Origin of the sequence: Actinacidiphila guanduensis, from assembly GCF_900103985.1 — a bacterium.
In the GTDB taxonomy this organism is placed as follows: domain Bacteria; phylum Actinomycetota; class Actinomycetes; order Streptomycetales; family Streptomycetaceae; genus Actinacidiphila; species Actinacidiphila guanduensis.
Map to the genome: position 1 here is coordinate 165,925 of NZ_FNIE01000007.1, position 17,536 is coordinate 183,460.

12 protein-coding genes and 1 tRNA gene are annotated in these 17,536 nt (G+C 72.0%); 2 read left to right on the forward strand and 11 right to left on the reverse strand.

Annotated elements, in window-relative coordinates:
• The first annotated feature begins 407 nt into the window (after nucleotides 1–407).
• Entirely contained in the window at nucleotides 408–3,335 is a 2,928-nt protein-coding gene (locus tag BLR33_RS17035) for a glycoside hydrolase family 48 protein (RefSeq protein WP_093785337.1), read from the forward strand.
• 141 nt (nucleotides 3,336–3,476) lie between these two features.
• Here the strand turns inward: BLR33_RS17035 and BLR33_RS17040 are convergent.
• From BLR33_RS17040 to BLR33_RS17050, 3 genes are all read right to left on the reverse strand, one after another.
• A tRNA-His gene (locus BLR33_RS17040) sits at nucleotides 3,477–3,552 on the reverse strand.
• A gap of 94 nt (nucleotides 3,553–3,646) precedes the next feature.
• Nucleotides 3,647–4,282 (reverse strand): oligoribonuclease, encoded by a 636-nt coding sequence (gene orn / locus BLR33_RS17045; protein ID WP_093785338.1) that lies wholly within the window; start codon nucleotides 4,280–4,282, stop codon nucleotides 3,647–3,649.
• Nucleotides 4,283–4,287: 5 nt separating this feature from the next.
• Nucleotides 4,288–5,664: a GlxA family transcriptional regulator gene (locus tag BLR33_RS17050; RefSeq protein WP_093785339.1), complete on the reverse strand. Its 1,377-nt coding sequence runs from the start codon at nucleotides 5,662–5,664 to the stop codon at nucleotides 4,288–4,290.
• A gap of 781 nt (nucleotides 5,665–6,445) precedes the next feature.
• Between BLR33_RS17050 and BLR33_RS17055 the strand changes: the two genes are divergently transcribed.
• Nucleotides 6,446–6,967, forward strand: coding sequence for a universal stress protein (locus BLR33_RS17055; protein ID WP_093785340.1), 522 nt, complete (start codon nucleotides 6,446–6,448; stop codon nucleotides 6,965–6,967).
• A gap of 223 nt (nucleotides 6,968–7,190) precedes the next feature.
• Here BLR33_RS17055 and glmS read toward each other — a convergent pair whose 3' ends face one another.
• The 8 genes from glmS to BLR33_RS17095 form a co-directional block, all read right to left on the reverse strand.
• On the reverse strand, nucleotides 7,191–9,005 hold the full coding sequence (gene glmS, locus BLR33_RS17060; RefSeq protein WP_093785341.1) for a glutamine--fructose-6-phosphate transaminase (isomerizing): 1,815 nt from the start codon (nucleotides 9,003–9,005) through the stop codon (nucleotides 7,191–7,193).
• Between the two features lie 200 nt (nucleotides 9,006–9,205).
• Nucleotides 9,206–9,481, reverse strand: coding sequence for a hypothetical protein (locus BLR33_RS17065; RefSeq protein ID WP_093785342.1), 276 nt, complete (start codon nucleotides 9,479–9,481; stop codon nucleotides 9,206–9,208).
• 162 nt (nucleotides 9,482–9,643) lie between these two features.
• Nucleotides 9,644–11,776: an IucA/IucC family protein gene (locus BLR33_RS17070; protein WP_107408893.1), complete on the reverse strand. Its 2,133-nt coding sequence runs from the start codon at nucleotides 11,774–11,776 to the stop codon at nucleotides 9,644–9,646.
• The gene (locus BLR33_RS17075; protein ID WP_093785343.1) at nucleotides 11,773–12,450 is read right to left on the reverse strand and encodes a GNAT family N-acetyltransferase; all 678 of its coding nucleotides are present in this window, start codon (nucleotides 12,448–12,450) and stop codon (nucleotides 11,773–11,775) included. The genes BLR33_RS17070 and BLR33_RS17075 overlap by 4 nt, the downstream gene beginning before the upstream one ends.
• Nucleotides 12,447–13,739 (reverse strand): lysine N(6)-hydroxylase/L-ornithine N(5)-oxygenase family protein, encoded by a 1,293-nt coding sequence (locus tag BLR33_RS17080; protein ID WP_093785344.1) that lies wholly within the window; start codon nucleotides 13,737–13,739, stop codon nucleotides 12,447–12,449. Before BLR33_RS17080 ends, BLR33_RS17075 begins: the two co-directional genes overlap by 4 nt.
• Entirely contained in the window at nucleotides 13,723–15,216 is a 1,494-nt protein-coding gene (locus tag BLR33_RS17085) for a pyridoxal phosphate-dependent decarboxylase family protein (RefSeq protein ID WP_093785345.1), read from the reverse strand. Before BLR33_RS17085 ends, BLR33_RS17080 begins: the two co-directional genes overlap by 17 nt.
• Nucleotides 15,217–15,387: 171 nt before the next feature.
• On the reverse strand, nucleotides 15,388–16,548 hold the full coding sequence (locus BLR33_RS17090) for an acyl-CoA dehydrogenase family protein (protein ID WP_093785556.1): 1,161 nt from the start codon (nucleotides 16,546–16,548) through the stop codon (nucleotides 15,388–15,390).
• A gap of 8 nt (nucleotides 16,549–16,556) precedes the next feature.
• Entirely contained in the window at nucleotides 16,557–17,522 is a 966-nt protein-coding gene (locus tag BLR33_RS17095; protein ID WP_093785346.1) for a hydroxymethylglutaryl-CoA lyase, read from the reverse strand.
• Between the last annotated feature and the right edge of the window lie 14 nt (nucleotides 17,523–17,536).

The following is a 17,536-nucleotide window of genomic DNA, read 5'->3' on the forward strand; positions in this document are numbered from 1 at the left end:
TGCGACTCCTGGAGTGGGGGGAGTGTGGGGGGGAGTCGAACGGGTGGCGCCGTGCTCGCGCCGGGTCGTGGGCGGAACGTGCCCGGCTGCCACGGGGACGTGGGACAACCGGGCCCGATGGGCAGGATGGGCAGGATGGTGCGTGGACGCGCTCCCACTGGTCCGCCGCAGACCATAGCGGTAAGTCGTCCCGGTCGGTAGGGGTGAGGTAAAGACCTGGAGCCTTTTCCGGGCTGTTCGGTCGTCACCAGGGCTTTGTGCTTCACCTCTTGACAGTGCGTCAACCCGGCTCGATGGTGGGAGCGCTCCCACTGGTTCACTCGGGGAACGTCTGCCGGCCCTGCCGGCGGCGGCCCCGGGATCCCCCCACACATCCCCCCACACGAACCGCGAGGAGGACCTCCCCCATGCCCGGAGGAAGACCGCATCGCAGACGGCTGCGACGGCTGGTGACGGCCTTCGCGGCCGCCCTTGCCGTTCCGCTCGCCATGACCGTGGCCGGCGGCGGCTCGGTGGCGCACGCCGCCGACGTCCAGTGCAGCGTCGACTACACGACCAGCGACTGGGGCTCCGGCTTCACCGCCAACGCCAAGATCACCAACCTCGGCGGCTCGGCCGTCAACGGCTGGACGCTGACCTACTCCTACGCCGGCAACCAGCAGTTGCAGAGCGGCTGGAACGGCACCTGGTCGCAGTCCGGCAAGGCGGTGACTGTCAAGTCGCTCGACTGGAACAAGACAATCGCCGCGGGCGGCAATGTCACCACGAGTGCCAACTTCACCTACAGCGGCACGAACGCGGCGCCGACGAGCTTCTCGGTCAACGGCACCGTCTGCGGCGGCGCCCACCAGCCGCCGCTCCCCGTCCTGACCAGCCCGGCATCCGGTGCCACGTACAACGCCGGGGCCACCATCCCGCTGGCCGCGACCGCCGTCGCCGCCGACAGCGCGACCATCACCAAGGTCGAGTTCTACGACGACGACACCCTGCTCGGCACCGACACCACCGCCCCGTACACCTTCGACTGGTCAAGCGTGCCGGCAGGCGACTACTCGGTGTATGCCAAGGCATATGACAGCCTGGGCGCGAGCGGGGAGTCCACCCCGGTCGGCGTCCACGTGGCCGCCGGGCCCTCGATCCTGGCCACCCCGGCGCAGGTCTCCGTGCAGCAGGGCGGCACCGGCACCTTCGCGGTGAAGCTGTCCAGCGCCCCGGCGTCCAGCGTCACGGTGGCCGTCGCGCGCACTTCCGGCAACAGCGGCCTGAGCGTGAAGTCCGGCGCGAGCCTGACCTTCACGCCGTCCAACTGGAGCACCGCGCAGACCGTCACCCTGGCCGCCGACAGCTCCGGCACCGGGGCGGCGACCTTCGCCGCCACGGCCACCGGCTACCTCAAGGCCGAGGTGACCGCCACCGAGATCGGCGCCACCAGCGACTACGACGCGCGCTTCCTGTCGCTGTACGGCAAGATCACCGACCCGGCGAACGGCTACTTCTCCCCGGAGGGCATCCCGTACCACTCGGTGGAGACCCTCATCGTGGAGGCGCCGGACTACGGGCACGAGACCACGTCCGAGGCGTACTCGTACATGATCTGGCTGCAGGCGATGTACGGCCAGGTCACCCAGGACTGGAGCAAGTTCAACGCGGCCTGGGCGACCATGGAGAAGTACATGATCCCCACGCACGCCGACCAGCCCAGCAACAGCTCCTACAACGCGAGCGCGCCGGCCACCTACGCCCCCGAGCACGACCTGCCCTCGCAGTACCCGGCGGTGCTCGACAAGAGCGTGCCGGTCGGGCAGGACCCGATCGCCGGCGAGCTGAAGTCCGCCTACGGCACCGACGACATCTACGGGATGCACTGGCTGCAGGACGTGGACAACGTCTACGGCTACGGCGACACCCCCGGCGGCGGCTGCGAGCTGGGCCCGAGCGCCGACGGCCCGTCGTACATCAACACCTTCCAGCGCGGCTCGCAGGAGTCGGTCTGGGAGACGGTGCCGCAGCCGACCTGCGACGCCTTCAAGTACGGCGGCAAGAACGGCTACCTGGACCTGTTCACCGGCGACTCCTCCTACTCCCAGCAGTGGAAGTACACCGACGCACCCGACGCCGACGCCCGCGCGATCCAGGCCGCCTACTGGGCGGACACCTGGGCCAGTGCGCAGGGCAAGGAGGCGGACGTCAAGGCCACCGTCGCCAAGGCCGGCAAGATGGGCGACTACCTGCGGTACTCGTTCTTCGACAAGTACTTCAAGAAGATCGGCAACTGCACCAGCCCGACCTCCTGCCCGGCGGGCACCGGCAAGGACAGCGAGCACTACCTGCTGTCCTGGTACTACGCCTGGGGCGGCTCCGAGGGCTCCGGCGGCGGCTGGGCCTGGCGGATCGGCGACGGCGCCTCGCACTTCGGCTACCAGAACCCGCTGGCGGCCTACGCGCTGACCACCGACCCGAACATGGCCCCCAAGTCGGCCACCGGCAAGCAGGACTGGACCACGAGCCTGGGCCGGCAGCTGGAGTTCTACCGCTGGCTGCAGTCCGACGAAGGCGCGATCGCGGGCGGCGCCACCAACAGCTGGGGCGGCGCCTACGGCCAGCCCCCGGCCGGCACGCCCACCTTCTACGGGATGGCGTACGACTGGGAGCCGGTCTACCACGACCCGCCGTCGAACCAGTGGTTCGGCATGCAGGCGTGGTCGATGGAGCGGGTCGCCGAGTACTACCAGCAGACCGGTGACACCAAGGCCAAGGCGGTGCTCGACAAGTGGGTGGCCTGGGCGATGTCGCAGACCACCGTCAACGCCGACGGCACCTTCCAGATCCCGTCCGACCTGCAGTGGACGGGCGCACCCGACACGTGGAACCCCAGCAGCCCGGGGAGCAACGCCAACCTCCACGTGACGGTCTCCGCCTACGGCAACGACCTGGGCGTCACGGCGGCCTTCGCCAAGACGCTGTCCTACTACGCCGCCAAGTCCGGCAACACGGCCGCCAGGACGATGGCCAAGCAGCTGCTGGACGGCATGTGGGACCACTACCAGGACCCGCTGGGCATCGCGGCCCCCGAGACCCGCGCGGACTACTCGCGGTTCAACGACCCGGTGTACGTGCCCTCGGGCTGGACCGGGACGATGCCGAACGGGGACAGGATCAACTCCAGCTCCACGTTCCTGGAGCTGCGGTCCTTCTACAAGAACGACCCCAACTGGTCGAAGGTCCAGTCCTACCTGAGCGGCGGGGCGGTACCGACCTTCACCTATCACCGGTTCTGGGCGCAGGCGGACATCGCCATGGCGATGGGCACCTACGCGCTGCTCTTCGGCGCGTGAGTCCGCCCGCCGAGGAGTGATCGACGGCTCCGGCGGGACCCCGGGCGGCGGGGCCCGGGCCCGCCGGAGCTTTCCGGTGCCGATCGGGCACGAACACGAAGAAGCCCCGGTCTGCGTGACGCAGGCCGGGGCTTGATCGGCTGGGGTGAGTGACGGGACTCGAACCCGCGACATCCTGGACCACAACCAGGTGCTCTACCAGCTGAGCTACACCCACCTTGAGCGGCGCTTGTCCCCTTCCGGGGTGGCGCCGCCTGCAAAAGTGTACAGGGTGGCGAGGGGTGGTCGCGCCCTCGTTTCCGGCGGCCGGGTCAGGCCGTCGGCGGGGCCTGCGGGGCCGGGTGCGGGGCCGCCGGGAGCACGTGCCTGGCCGCGATCGACCGGGCCGTGTCGGTGTCCGGGCCGGGCGCCGGCACGAAGACGGCCTCGCGGTAGTAGCGCAGCTCCGCGATGGACTCGCGGATGTCGGCCAGCGCCCGGTGGTTGCCGTTCTTCTCGGGGCTGTTGTAGTACGCCCGCGGGTACCAGCGGCGGGCCAGCTCCTTGACCGAGGAGACGTCCACGATCCGGTAGTGCAGGTGCTGCTCCAGCGTCGGCATGTCGCGGGCGAGGAAGCCCCGGTCGGTGGAGACCGAGTTCCCGCACAGCGGCGCCTTGCGCGGCTCCGGGACGTGGCCGCGGACGTAGTCCAGCACGATCTTCTCCGCCTCGGCCATGCCGACGCCGCCGGCCAGCTCGTCCAGCAGCCCGGACCTGGTGTGCATCTGCCGGACGATCTCCGGCATCGACTCCAGCGCCTCGGCGGGCGGGCGGATCACGATGTCCACCCCCTCGCCGAGGACGTTCAGCTCGGAGTCCGTGACGAGCGCGGCCACCTCGATGAGCGCGTCGTGCGCCAGTGACAGTCCCGTCATCTCACAGTCGATCCACACCATCCGGTCGTTCATGTGTCTCACCCTACGGGGCGATCACGGGGTCCCGGCAGTGCGGCGCCGAGCCCTCGGGCCGAGCGCAGCCTGGCCCGGGCCGCCCCGTCGGGCACGTCGGCCCGCCCGGGCTGCTCCGGCACCCGGCCGCCGGGCGTGAAGGCGTCCGGGTCGCCCTTGGCGGGACCCTTGGCCGGGCCCTTGGCCGGGGCGGCCAGGACCTGGGCCCTGCCGGCGATGCCGGGGGCGCCCCCGCGCAGCGCGGCCGCCTCCGGGCCGGCAGCGGGCCGCTCGGGGCGGTCCGCGCGGTGCTCGGGCCGCTCGGGCCGCTCGGGGTCGTCCTGGGGCCTGCGGGCGCGGTAGGCGGCCCGGTAGGACGCGGGCGAGGAGCCCAGCTGCCGCCGGAAGTGCCCGCGCAGCGCCACCGGCGAGCGGAAGCCGCAGCGGCCGGCCACCTCGTCCACCGAGTAGTCCGACGTCTCCAGCAGCCGCTGTGCCTGCAGCACCCGCTGGGTGATCAGCCACTGCAGGGGCGCGCTGCCGGTCAGCGACCGGAACCGCCGGTCGAAGGTGCGCCGGCTCATGTACGCGCGCGCGGCCAGCGCCTCGACGTCGAACTGCTCGTGCAGGTGCTCCAGCGCCCACGCGACCACCTCGGCCAGCGGGTCCGCACCGATCTCCTCGGGTAAAGAGCGGTCCAGGTGCCGCTGCCCGGTCTGCCAGTCCGCCCGCCGGGGCGGCACCACCAGGCGGCGGGCCAGGGCAGCCGCGGCCTCGGCGCCGTGGTCGGTGCGCACCACGTGCAGGCACAGGTCGATGCCGGCCGCGGTGCCGGCCGAGGTGAGCACGTCCCCGTCGTCCACGAACAGCTCGCGCGGGTCGACGTGCACCGACGGGTAGCGCTTGGCGAGCGTGGGCGCGTACATCCAGTGGGTGGTGGCCGGACGGCCGTCCAGCAGCCCCGCCGCCGCGAGCACGAAGGCGCCGGTGCACAGCCCGATGATCCGCGCGCCCTCCTCGTGCGCCCGCCGGATGGCGTCGAGCGCCTCGGGCGGGGGCGCCTGGGATATGGAGCGCCAGGTCGGCACGACCACCGTGCCGGCCCGGGAGAGCGCTTCCAGACCGTACGGAGCCGTCAGCTCCAGGCCGCCGGTGGTGCGCAGCGGGCCCTCCTCACCGGCGCACACCAGCAGCCGGTAGCGGGGCACCCCCGCGTCCTGCCGGTCGATGCCGAAGACCGACAGCGGGATGGAGCTCTCGAAGATCGGCCCACCGCTGAAGAGCAGCACGGCGACGACCTCGGGCCGGCGGCGCGCGGAGAGCTTGCGGATGGCGCGAGGCGATGCCGATGGTGCTTGCGACGGAGTGTCCGTCGCCGTACCGGAACTGGACTCCTGGCTCATGGAGCTCAAGCCCCCCTCGTATCGACGCGTCGTCCCCTCGGTCCTGCACGTAATCCCCCGCTGAACAAGGCGCAGCCACCATGATCAAATCTACTGTGTCAGGTGGGGCGTTAGTGACAAGTTCACCATCTGATGCCAAGTCGACAAGACAACGTGGCGTAAAGCATTCGATCACGAAGCGTTTCATTCGTCGGGCTCACTGGGAAGTACGCCTCGTGGCCGCGGGTGACCGCCGAACTCCGCCTGCGTCCCGCCGCATCGTAGAACCGCAGGTGGCGCAGGTGTTAGTGCGGGTGGCGCCCAACGATCCTGTAACGGCCGGAAGTTGGCCGAAAACAACCGCTGTGGTGCGGGGTTGCGCGTACAAGCGGTGTGGTTGCCCGCGGGGGAACGGGCGGCGGCAGCACCGCTGGTGGGGCCGCGCGGGTGCTGATCGCGTGGCGGGCGGCCGCGCGGGAGCGGCGATCGGCGGGAACGGCGGAAACGATTCGGCGGCGATGCGCCCCCGCGATGCGCCCGTGCGCCCGTCCGTGCGGCCGGTTGGCGCGATGGCGTTGCACTCTTCGCCCGGCTCCGGCATTCTCCTGGGAACCCGGGGTACGGAAGACCCTGTGAAGACCCCGTCATGCCTGTGCAGGCGGACTTCGCGGCCGTACCCTGGAGGGAGTGGGACGGGAAGTGGCGAACTGGCCGAAACCGGCTGCTGCGGCGGCCCGCCCCATGCGAACCGTCCTGTCCGCTGCTCGGCGCGTGAGCGCCGCCTTCGCCGAGAATCCGCATCATGGCCGGTCATGAGATTCCCGAGCCCGCCGACGGCAGGCCGCTCGCCGAGTCGGCGGCGCTGCCCGAGCTGGCCACCGCGCGGCACCACTCCTGCGACCCGGCCTTCCGGCACGGCGTCGTGGTGGGCTTCGACGGTTCCGTCTCCAGCGAGCGCGCCCTGTCGTACGCCATCGGCATGGCCCGCAGGACGCAGTCCGCGCTGATCATCGTGCACGTGGCCAACCGGCTGCCGGCCACGGTGTGGGCCGGCTGCGAGCCCCCCGTTTTCGTCGACGTCCCCGACCACCGCACCGAGGTGCTCGGTCTGGAGCTGGCCTGCTCCGACCACCTCGCCGAGATCTCCTGGGTGCTGGTCGAGCGCGGCGGCGACATCTGCCACGAGCTGGAGGAGGTCGGCCGGGAGTACGAGGCCGACGCCATCGTGGTCGGCGGCACCCACGGGATGGTGGGGCGCATCTTCGGCACCGTGGCCGGGCGACTGGCGCGACGGGCCCAGCGGCCGGTGGTGGTCATCCCGTAGGGCCGGTCCATCCGGCGGGCCCGCGGCTGTCAGGCCCGTGCCGTCGTGAGGCCCGCGCTCGTCACGTCCGTGGCCGCGGCCGGGTGCCCGTAAGGTCCGTGTGGCCGTGTGGCCGTGGTCCGTGCGGCCGTGAGTCCTGAGGCCGTGGGCCCCTGTGGGCCCCACCGGGCCCGCGTACGGTGCCGGTGGGGCCTGGCTCGGGGCGGCCGCCGCTGGCGGCCGGCTACTCCACGGTCACCGACTTCGCCAGGTTGCGCGGCTTGTCGATGTCCCGGCCGAGCGCCACCGCGGTGTGGTAGGCGAACAGCTGCAGCGGGATGCCCATGAGGATCGGGTCCAGCTCGTCCTCGTTCTTGGGCACCACGATGGTGTGGTCGGCCTTCTCCTGCTCCTGGTGCGCCACGGCGAGGATGCGGCCGCTGCGGGCCTTGATCTCCTCCAGCGCCGCCCGGTTCTTCTCCAGCAGGTCGTCGTCGGGCACGATCGCCACCGTGGGCATGGCCGGGTCGATCAGCGCCAGCGGCCCGTGCTTGAGCTCGGAGGCCGGGTACGCCTCGGCGTGGATGTAGCTGACCTCCTTCAGCTTCAGCGACGCCTCGCGGGCCACCGGGTAGCCGCGCACCCGCCCGATGAAGAGCATCGAGCGCGCCTCGGCGAAGTGCAGGGCCAGCCGCTTGATCTCCGGCTCGGCCTTGAGGATCTCGTCGATCTGGCTGGGCAGCCGGCGCAGCCCCTCGATGATCCGCCGCCCGTCGGCCACCGACAGGTCCCGCACCCGGCCCAGGTGCAGCGCCAGCAGCGCGAAGGCGACCACCGTGTTGGTGAAGCACTTGGTGGAGACCACGCAGACCTCCGGCCCGGCGTGCACGTACATCCCGCCGTCCGCCTCGCGGGCGATCGCCGAGCCCACCACGTTCACCACGCCCAGCACCCGCGCGCCCTTGCGCTTGAGCTCCTGGACGGCGGCGAGCACGTCGTAGGTCTCGCCGGACTGCGAGACGGCCACGTAGAGCGTGTCGGGGTCCACCACCGCGTTGCGGTAGCGGAACTCCGAGGCCGGTTCGGCGTCCGCGGGGATACGGGCCAGCTCCTCGATCAGCTGGGCGCCGATCTGGCCCGCGTGGTAGCTGGTGCCGCAGCCGAGGATCTTGATCCGGCGCACCCCGCGCGCCTCGCGGGCGTCCAGGTTGAGCCCGCCCAGGTGGACGGTGGCGAACCGGTCGTCGATCCGCCCGCGCAGCACCCGGTCCACCGCCTCGGCCTGCTCGGAGATCTCCTTGTGCATGTACGTGTCGTGGCCGCCCATGTCGTACGACTCGGCCTCCCACTCCACGGTGGTCGGCGTGGCGGTGGTCCTGGACCCCTCGGTGGTGTACGTGCGGAAGTCGTCGGCCTTCAGCGTGGCCATCTCGCCGTCCCCGAGGGTGACCACCTGGCGGGTGTGGGCGACCAGCGCGGCCACGTCCGAGGCGACGAACATCTCCTTCTCGCCGATGCCGAGCACGACCGGCGAGCCGTTGCGGGCGACCACGATGCGGTCGGGGAAGTCGCGGTGCAGGACCGCGAGGCCGTAGGTGCCCTCGATCGCCCGCAGCGCCTCGCTGACCCGCTGCTCCAGCGTCTCGGCCTGCGAGCGGCCGATCAGGTGCGCGAGCACCTCGGTGTCGGTCTCGGAGGCGAAGACGGTGCCCTCGGCGGTGAGGCGGGCGCGCAGCTCGGAGGCGTTGTCGATGATGCCGTTGTGGACGACGGCCACCTTGGCGTCGCCGTCCAGGTGCGGGTGGGCGTTGGTGTCGCTGGGGGCGCCGTGGGTGGCCCAGCGGGTGTGGGCGATGCCGGTGGTGCCGGCGAAGCGCTTGGGGATGCGGGACTCGAGTTCGCGTACCCGGCCCTTCGCCTTGACCGTGCGCAGGTCGCCGGTCTTGCCGGTGATCACGACGCCGGCCGAGTCGTAGCCCCGGTACTCCAGCCGCTGCAGACCCTCGAGCAGCAGCGGCGCGACGTCGCGCCTGCCGATGTAGCCGACGATTCCGCACATGTGCCGTCCCTCTCGGTCGTCCTGTTCGGTGGTGCTGATCCGTGCTCGGCCGGTGGTCCGGGCTTGCCCTGTCCTGGCCTGTCCTCGGGCGTCTGCCCGGGCGTGCCGGCCGTTCCCGGCGCTTCTGCCCTGCTCGGCCTTCTTGGCCCTCGGTGTCCCTTCCCGGCCCCTCGGTGTCCCTTCCCGGGCGGGCCGCCCGCTCAGCCGTAGACGATGCGGCGCAGTTGCCGGTGGGAGAGTGCGGCGGGGGCCACCGCCCGGTGCGGCAGCTCCTCGCCGATCCGCTCGAAGATCTCCGCGTTGACCAGGCCCTTCGCCTGGAGTTCGCGGTGTCTGCGGCGGACGAACTCCTCCGTCGTCTCGTCGAAGTAGGCCAGGACGTCGAGGACCACCCGGGCCGCTTCCCCGCGGTGCAGCGGGGTGGTGCGGACCAGGTGGTCGATCAGGTCTTCGTAGGACGTCCGGCGTTCGAGCACCCGTTGATATTCATCAGATCATCTCCGCTTTGCAAGAATTCTGCCCGGTTTCGGGCAGGGTTCGCGGCGTGGAGAGGGCCGATCGGGTGAATTCGGGGGTCGGGAGAGGCCGGCTCGGGGGCCGGCGGGCCTGTGGGCCGGGCTCAGGGGCCGGCGTCGGGTTCAGGGGGCTGCGGGGCCGGTGGGCCGTGCGCGGCCGGTCCGCCGGTGGCAATCGGTGTGCTCGGCGTACGCGGTGTTCTCGCCGTTTGCGCCCCTCTCGCCGGGTCCGCCGGGTCCGCCGTGCCTGCCGTACTCGGCGAGCGGGTTGCGGAGGGTGCCGGCGAACTGGAGCGCCGCCGAGGGGTCGGAAAGATCCACCATCTGGCGGTTGTCACGCAGCTGGAGCCGGTTCAGGCAGGACCTCGCGAACTCGGGGGCGAACAGGTCGTGGCGGCGGAAGGCGTCCGCGAGCTGCGGGTGGGCCCGCTGGTAGTCCGCCGCGCAGGCCGCGACCGTCCGCCAGAAGACCGTCTCGTCCAGGACGTTCCCGGTGTGGAGGATCGCCGACAGGAAGCGCAGGAAGCCGTCGAAGACGTCGGTGAACACCGAGAGCACCTGCTGCTCCGCCGGCACCTCGGCCCGTATCCGGCGGACCGCCGGCGGCAGCGGGGTGCGGTCGCCCATGACGACGACCTCCTCGGCGATGTCCTTGAAGACCACCCGGTCCACCGCCCCGTCCGCGTCCAGCACCAGGATCACGTTCTCGCCGTGCGGCATGTACGCCAGGTCGTACGCGAAGAGGCTGTGCAGCACCGGCACCAGGTAGGCGTCCAGGTAGCGGCGCAGCCAGCGCTCGGGGGGCAGGCCCGAGCGGGCGACGAGCGCGGCCGCCAGCGAGCCGCCCGCGCTGTCGGTGTGCAGCAGCGCCGCCATGGTGACCAGGGACTCGCCCGCCGCCAGGCCCGGCACCGGGCTCTCCCGCCACAGGGCGGCGAGCATCTTGCGATAGGGGGAGCCGGGGGCGGTCGCGGCCTCGTAGGGCAGCGGGTGGTAGCCGACCGACGCGCACTCGCGGATGATCGAGAAACGGGCGGCGGTGAGCGTCGGGTCGGCGGCGATCAGGCCGGCGACCCAGTCGTTGATCGCGGGTGTGGCCTCCATGTAGGCCGCGGACAGCCCGCGCAGGAAGCCCATGTTCAGCACGGACAGCGAGGTCTTCACGTAGCGCCGCTCGGGGTGGGTGGCGTTGAAGAAGGTGCGTACGGACTGCTGGGGCAGGTGCGCGTCGTCGCCGGGGCCGAGCAGGACCAGGTGGCGCTGGGCGACCTCGCCGGCGAAGGTCACCGCGATCCGGTGCTCCCACTGCCAGGGGTGCACGGGGACCAGCAGGTAGTCCGCCGGGTCCAGGCCCTGGTCGCGCAGCACGGCGTCGAACCGCCGGCGGGTCGCCGGGTCCAGCTCGCCTTCCAGCAGGGACGCGTACGTGACACCGGCGCCCGCCGCGAAGCGGGTGCGCTCCTTGCGGGCGGCGAGCCACATCAGGCGGACGGGGGCGCCGGCTTCGGGCGCGTAGGCGGGCAGGTCGTTCACCCCGAAGCCGAGGCGGCCGCTGTTGGCCACGAAGCAGGGATGGCCCTCGGTCATGGCGGCTTCCACGGCCTGGAAGGGGGCGCGGGCCAACTCGGCGGCGGTGGAGGGGCGCCGGGCGTCCGCCTCGGCGGCGAACCGGTAGGCGAGCGAGGCGAGGGTGGCGGTGATCTCCTCCATGTAGACGGGGAGGATCTCGGGCGTGAGGGTGAGGGAGGTGCGGAACTCGGTGAGGAAGGCGAGGGCGTCCAGCGGGAGGGGGGTACCGGAGCCGGGGGGTGCGGTGGTGGTCCGGGGGGCGGTGACCGCTGCCGTGTGCGATGGGGTGTCCGGTGGGATTGTCGTGGCCGCACAGGGGGTTGTCTCCCGGGCGGGTTCCGGAGCTGGGTCCGCTGCGGGTTCCGGGGCGAGGGCGGTGCGCTCGATGGAGGCCGGGTCGATGTGCCAGTGGTCCAGGGCGAGGCGGCAGGCGGTGAAGCGGTAGCGCATGCGGCCGTCGTCGCTGAGCAGGGTGTACGGGGTGGCGCCGCGGGGTGCGGGCTCCGCCTCGGGCGCCGGCTCCGTCTCGGGAGCGGGGGCGGGCTCCCGTTCGGGTTCGGGGTGGATCAGCCGTTCGTGAGCGAACTCGGCGAGGGCCTTGCGCAGGAGGTGGCGGGTGGCGCGCTGCCACAGCTCGGGGGTGAGGTGGGCGGTGGCCGACGGGGGTACGGCGGGCTGGTGGGTCATCGGGCGGCCTCGAACTGCTCGCGGGTGCACGTGCTCAGCAGCGCGTCCTTCTCGGGCTTGCGGACGACGCGGACGGGGACGAAGCCGACCGCCGCGTTGAGCCGCTGCACGGCGGTGTTGCGGACGTCCGGCTCCACCACGACCCGCCGTACGGACGGGTCCGCGAACAGCTCGGCCAGCACCGCGGTGATCACCGCGCGGGTGAAGCCGTGGACGGGCGGGGTGCCGGGGCCGGCCGGGGCGACCAGGAAGTGCATGCCGACATCGCCGGGCTCGGGCTCGTACAGCCCGGGGAGTTCGACGTGCGCGGGGTCGTAGCGCTCCATCAGGCAGACGGGTTCCGGGCGGCGCGGGCCCCCGCCGTACGGGGCCTCGCCGGCGGCCTCTCCGGGCGGCGTGCCGTACCGCTCCCGGCCGTAGGGCCACGTGCCGTATTCGCCGATGAACGCCGCCTGGTACGGGGAGGCTTCGACCTCGGCGTAGGCGCGCTCGACGTCCGCGCGGCTCGCCTGCGACATCAGCCAGAAGGAGGACTTGGGGTGGGTGACCCAGCGGTGCAGCAACTCGGCGTCGGCGGTGGGGCGGACGGGCCGGAAGGAGATGCGGGCCGGGTCGGGGGCTTCGGGTGCCCCGGTGCCCGGGTGCTCGCCGCGGGGGGCTTCGGGGCGGGTCATACGCTGAACTCCTGGAAGGCGATGGCGGTCTCCACCCGGTACGGCTCCTCGCCGCCGAGCAGCTGACGGATGATCCGCGCGTTGCGGTAGGCGGCCATGCCGAGGTCGGGCGCCGCGAAGCCGTGGGTGTGCAGCTCGGCGTTCTGCACGTAGATGCCGCGGCCGGTGATGTCGATGGCGTAGTCGCGGGTGACGTCGAAGCGGCCCCGGCCGTCCCAGCGGATGCGGTCGCGGACGGGGGCGAGGAAGTCCGGCACCTGGTAGCGGTATCCGGTGGCCAGGACCAGGCCCTCGGTGGTGAGTTCGTGGTCGCGGCCCAGTTCGCGCTGGCGCAGGCCCAGGGTGTAGCTGCGGGTCGCAGGGTCGTAGGAGGCCGCTTCGAGCGAGGTGTTGGTGAGCAGGCGGGTGGGGACCTTGCCGCGGTGGCTCCTTGTGTAGAGCAGGTCGAAGATCGCGTTGATCAGCTCGGCGTTGATGCCCTTGTAGAGCCCCTTCTGGGAGGCGCCGAGGGCGTCGCGGACATCGCCGGGCAGCGCGTGGAAGTAGTCGACGTACTCCGGGGAGGTCATCTCCAGGGTGAGCTTGGTGTATTCGAGCGGGAAGAAGCGCGGGGAGCGGGTCACCCAGTTGAGCGTGTAGCCGTGGGCGTCCATGTCCTGCAGCAGATCGTGGTAGATCTCGGCGGCGCTCTGACCGCTGCCCACCACCGTGATGCTCCGCTTGGCCTGCAGGGACTTCTTTGCCGCCAGGTAGCCGGAGTTGTGCAGGAAGTCGCCGCCGAGGCCGTCGCAGGCGGGCGGCAGGTGGGGCGGGGTGCCGGTGCCGAGCACCAGGCGCGGGGCGCGGTAGGTGTGCCCGGTCGCGGTCCGGACCGCGTACTGCCCGGTCCGCTCGTCGTAGGTCACTTCGGTGACGGGCCGGCCGAAGCGGATCGAGGGCAGGCGGGCGGCGGCCCAGCGGCAGTAGTCGTTGAACTCCTCGCGCAGCGGGAAGAAGCTCTCGCGGATGTAGAAGGGGTACAGCCGGCCCCGCTCCTTCAGGTAGTTGAGGAAGCTGAAGGGGGAGGTGGGGTCGGCGAGCGTCACCAGGTCGGAGAGGAAGGGCGTCTGGAGGGTGGCGCCCTCCAGGAACATCCCCGAGTGCCAGTCGAAGTGGGGCTTGGCCTCCAGGAAGAGGCCGCGCAGTCCCGGCAGCGGTTCGGTGAGGCAGGCCAGGCCGAGGTTGAAAGGGCCGAGGCCGATCGCGATGAAGTCCGGGTCGCCGGCGGCGGACTCAGCAGGCGTGGACAAGCGGCTCTCCCAGGTCGAGGTGGCGGGCGGCGTGCTCGGCGATCAGGTCGAGCACGGCGGCGATGTCGTCGGTGGTGGTGCGGGGGTTGAGCAGGGTGAGCTTCAGGTGGTGGCGGCCGGCCACGGTGGTGCCGGCGACCACGGCCTCACCGGAGGCGAACAGGGCCTTGCGGGCATGCAGGTTGGCGCTGTCGATCGCGGCGGGGGAGATGGCCGGGGCGGCCGGGTCCTCGGGGGTCCGCCGGGGGACCCAGCGGAAGGTGAGGGTGGACAGGGCCGGGCGGGTGACCACCTCGAACCTCGGGTCGGCCGCGAGGAGGTGCCAGGCGCGGTCGGCGAGGTCGACCACTTCGTCGAAGAGGGCGCCCACGCCGTCGGCGCCCATCACCCGCAGCGTCGTCCACAGCTTCAGGGCGTCGAACCGCCGGGTGGTCTGCAGGGACTTGTCCACCTGGTTGGGGATGTTCTCGGCGGCGGCCCGGCGCGGGTTGAGGTAGTCGGAGTGATAGGTGGCGTGCCGCAGCGCCGTGCGGTCCCGGACCAGGACCGCGCTCGAACTGACCGGCTGGAAGAAGGACTTGTGGTAGTCGACGGTCACCGAGTCGGCCTGCTCGATGCCCGCCAGCAGGTGGCGGCGGGTGGGGGAGACCAGCAGGCCGCAGCCGTAGGCGGCGTCCACGTGCAGCCAGGTCCGGTGGCGGGCGCAGAGGGCGGCGATCTGCGGGAGCGGATCGATGGAGCCGAAGTCGGTGGTGCCGGCGGTGGCGACGACGGCCACCGGCACCGTCCCCTCGCGCACGCAGCGCTCCAACTCGTGCTCCAGCGCGGCCGGTTGCATCCGCCGCTCCTGGTCGGCGGGGACCGTGACCACGGCGTCGGCCGGCAGGCCCAGCAGCATCGCCGACTTGCGGACGCTGAAGTGGCCGTACTCGGAGGTGAGGATCCGCATCCGCGCGGCCGGGACGGCGCCGGTGCCGGCCGTCCTCGCCGCGGCCTCCTCGCGGGCGAGCAGCAGAGCCTGGAGGTTGGACTGGGTGCCGCCGCTGGTGAACACGCCGTCCGCGGCCGGGCCCAGGCCGATCCGGGCGGCGGTCCAGTCGATCAGCCGGCGCTCGATCAGGGTGGCGCCCGCGCTCTGGTCCCAGGTGTCCAGCGAGGAGTTGACGGCCGCGATCACCGCCTCGGCCGCCACCGCCGGGATCGCCACCGGGCAGTTGAGGTGGGCGAGGTAGCGGGGATGGTGGAAGTAGACGGCGTCCCGCAGGTAGACCTTCTCCAACTCGGCGAGTGCGGCGGCCGTGTCGCCGAGCGGCCGCTCCAGGTCGATCGCGTCGACGTCCGGGGCGAGCGCTTCGGGGGCGATGCCGCTGAACGGTCTGTCGGTCGCGGCCAAGGTGGCCGCCACCCGCTCGACTGCCTGGGTGACGGAGCGGTGGTACTCCTTCGTCGTGGCGTCACTGAGCAGGTGTGAGCGCATGGGGGCAGGACCTCTCATCCGGAGACGTTGAGTTAGGTAAGCCTAACCTAACTCAACCACTCCGGACCGCTCTTCCACCCCCCTCGTCCCTCGGGTTCCGGCCCTGCGCCCAGACGTCCGCGGCCGCTCCCGCGCAAGTGCTCCCGCGGTCCTTCCCCGCTCCGCCCTCCGTTACCCCGCCAGGCCCAACTCCCTTGCGATCAGCATCCTTTGCACCTCGCTGGTGCCCTCGCCGATCTCCAGGATCTTGGCGTCCCGCCACATGCGCGCCACCGGGTACTCGTTCATGAACCCGTAGCCGCCGTGGATCTGGGTGGCCTCGCGGGCGTTGGTCACCGCGATCTCCGAGGAGTAGAGCTTCGCGATCGCCGCCTCCTTCTTGAACGGCTCCCCGCTCACCAGCCGCGAGGCCGCGTCCCGCCAGGCCAGCCGCGCGGTGTGGGCGCGCATCTCCATGTCGGCCAGCTTGAACTGGATCGCCTGGTTGGCCCCGATCGGCCGCCCGAACGCCTTGCGCTCGCCCGCGTACGCCAGCGACTCGTCCACACAGCCCTGCGCGAGGCCGGTCGCCAGTGCCGCGATCGCCACCCGCCCCTCGTCGAGGATCCGCAGGAACTGCGCGTACCCGCGGCCCTGCTCGCCCAGCAGATTCGCCGCCGGGACCCGGCAGTCGTCGAAGGACAGCTCGCGGGTGTCCGAGGCGTTCCACCCGACCTTGCTGTACTTCTTCGACACCGTGAAGCCCGGCGTGCCCGAGGGCACGATGATCGAGGAGATCAGCGGCCGCCCGTCCGGCTTGCGGCCGGTCACCGCCGTCACCGTGACCAGCCCGGTGATGTCGGTGCCGGAGTTGGTGATGAAGCACTTGGTGCCGTTGATCACCCACTCGCCGGCGGCCTCGTCCAGCCGCGCGGTCGTCCGGGTGCCGCCGGCGTCCGAGCCGCCCGCCGGCTCGGTGAGCCCGAAGGCGCCGAGCATCTCGCCCGAGCACAACTTGGGCAGCCAGGTGCGCTTCTGCTCCTCGGTGCCGAACCGGTAGACCGGCATCGCGCCCAGCGACACCCCGGCCTCCAGGGTGATCGCCACCGAGGAGTCCACCCGGGCCAGCTCCTCCAGCGCCAGCCCGAGCGCGAAGTAGTCCCCGCCCATGCCGCCGTACTCCTCCGGGAACGGCAGCCCGAACAGGCCCATCCGCCCCATCTCCCGCACGATCTCGTACGGGAACTCCTCCTGCTCGTAGAACTCGCCGATCTTCGGCGCGATCACGTCCCGGGCGAACTCCGCGACGGTCGCGCGCAGTGCCTCGTGCTCCTCGGACAGACGGTGGTCGATCGACATGGCTACTGCTCCTGGTGGGTCAGGGCGCGGACGGTACGGGACGGGCTCGGCCGTCCCAACTGCTCCGCCATCCAGACGCTTGTGGCGCTGAGGCGGACGAGGTCGACCCCGGTGCGGATGCCGAGTCCGTGCAGCATCCAGACGAGGTCCTCGGTTGCGAGGTTTCCGGTGGCGCTCTTCGCGAACGGGCAGCCGCCCAGCCCGCCGGCCGAGGCGTCCACCACGGTCACGCCCTGCTGCAGCGCGGCCAGGGTGTTGGCCAGCGCCTGGCCGTAGGTGTCGTGGAAGTGCACCGCCAGCTGCTCCACCGGCACCCCGCCGCCGGTCAACTCCGCGAGCAGGGCGGTGACATGGCCGGGGGTGGCCACCCCGATGGTGTCGCCGAGGCTCAACTCGGTGCAGCCCATCGCGTGCAGCCGCCGGGCCACCCCCGCGACCTGCCCGATCGGCACCGGGCCCTCCCAGGGGTCGCCGAAGCACATCGACAGGTAGCCGCGCACCCGCAGCCCCTCGGCCCGGGCCCGCGCCACGACCGGCTCGAACATCGCCAGCGACTCGTCCACCGTCCGGTTCAGGTTGGCCCGGGCGAAGGACTCCGTGGCGCTGCCGAAGACCGCGATCTCCCGCACGCCCAGCTCCAGGGCGCGCTCCAGCCCCCGCTGGTTGGGCACCAGGACGGGAAGGCGCAGCGCCGGGTCCGCGAGGAGGTCGGCGAGCTGCGGCACCAGCTCGGCCGCGTCCGCCAACTGCGGCACCCACTTCGGGTGGACGAAGCTGGTCGCCTCGATCGTGCGCAGCCCCGCCCCGGCCAGCCGGTGCACGAACTCGGCCTTCACCGACGTCGGCACCACCGTCTTCTCGTTCTGCAGACCGTCCCGCGCCCCCACCTCGTGGATGCGCACCTCGGCCGGCAGCCCGCCCGCCGGCACGGCCATCGGCAGCCCCTCCGGCAGCCCGCTCCCACTCATGACGACTCCCCGAA

Bases quoted from the DNA above. Each gene is read 5' to 3' on its own strand.
- BLR33_RS17035 (WP_093785337.1), top strand. From the start codon at position 408: ATGCCCGGAGGAAGACCGCATCGCAGACGGCTGCGACGGCTGGTGACG.
- orn (WP_093785338.1), bottom strand. From the start codon at position 4,282: ATGAACGACCGGATGGTGTGGATCGACTGTGAGATGACGGGACTGTCA.
- BLR33_RS17050 (WP_093785339.1), bottom strand. From the start codon at position 5,664: ATGAGCCAGGAGTCCAGTTCCGGTACGGCGACGGACACTCCGTCGCAA.
- BLR33_RS17055 (WP_093785340.1), top strand. From the start codon at position 6,446: ATGGCCGGTCATGAGATTCCCGAGCCCGCCGACGGCAGGCCGCTCGCC.
- glmS (WP_093785341.1), bottom strand. From the start codon at position 9,005: ATGTGCGGAATCGTCGGCTACATCGGCAGGCGCGACGTCGCGCCGCTG.
- BLR33_RS17070 (WP_107408893.1), bottom strand. From the start codon at position 11,776: ATGACCCACCAGCCCGCCGTACCCCCGTCGGCCACCGCCCACCTCACC.
- BLR33_RS17075 (WP_093785343.1), bottom strand. From the start codon at position 12,450: ATGACCCGCCCCGAAGCCCCCCGCGGCGAGCACCCGGGCACCGGGGCA.
- BLR33_RS17085 (WP_093785345.1), bottom strand. From the start codon at position 15,216: ATGCGCTCACACCTGCTCAGTGACGCCACGACGAAGGAGTACCACCGC.
- BLR33_RS17095 (WP_093785346.1), bottom strand. From the start codon at position 17,522: ATGAGTGGGAGCGGGCTGCCGGAGGGGCTGCCGATGGCCGTGCCGGCG.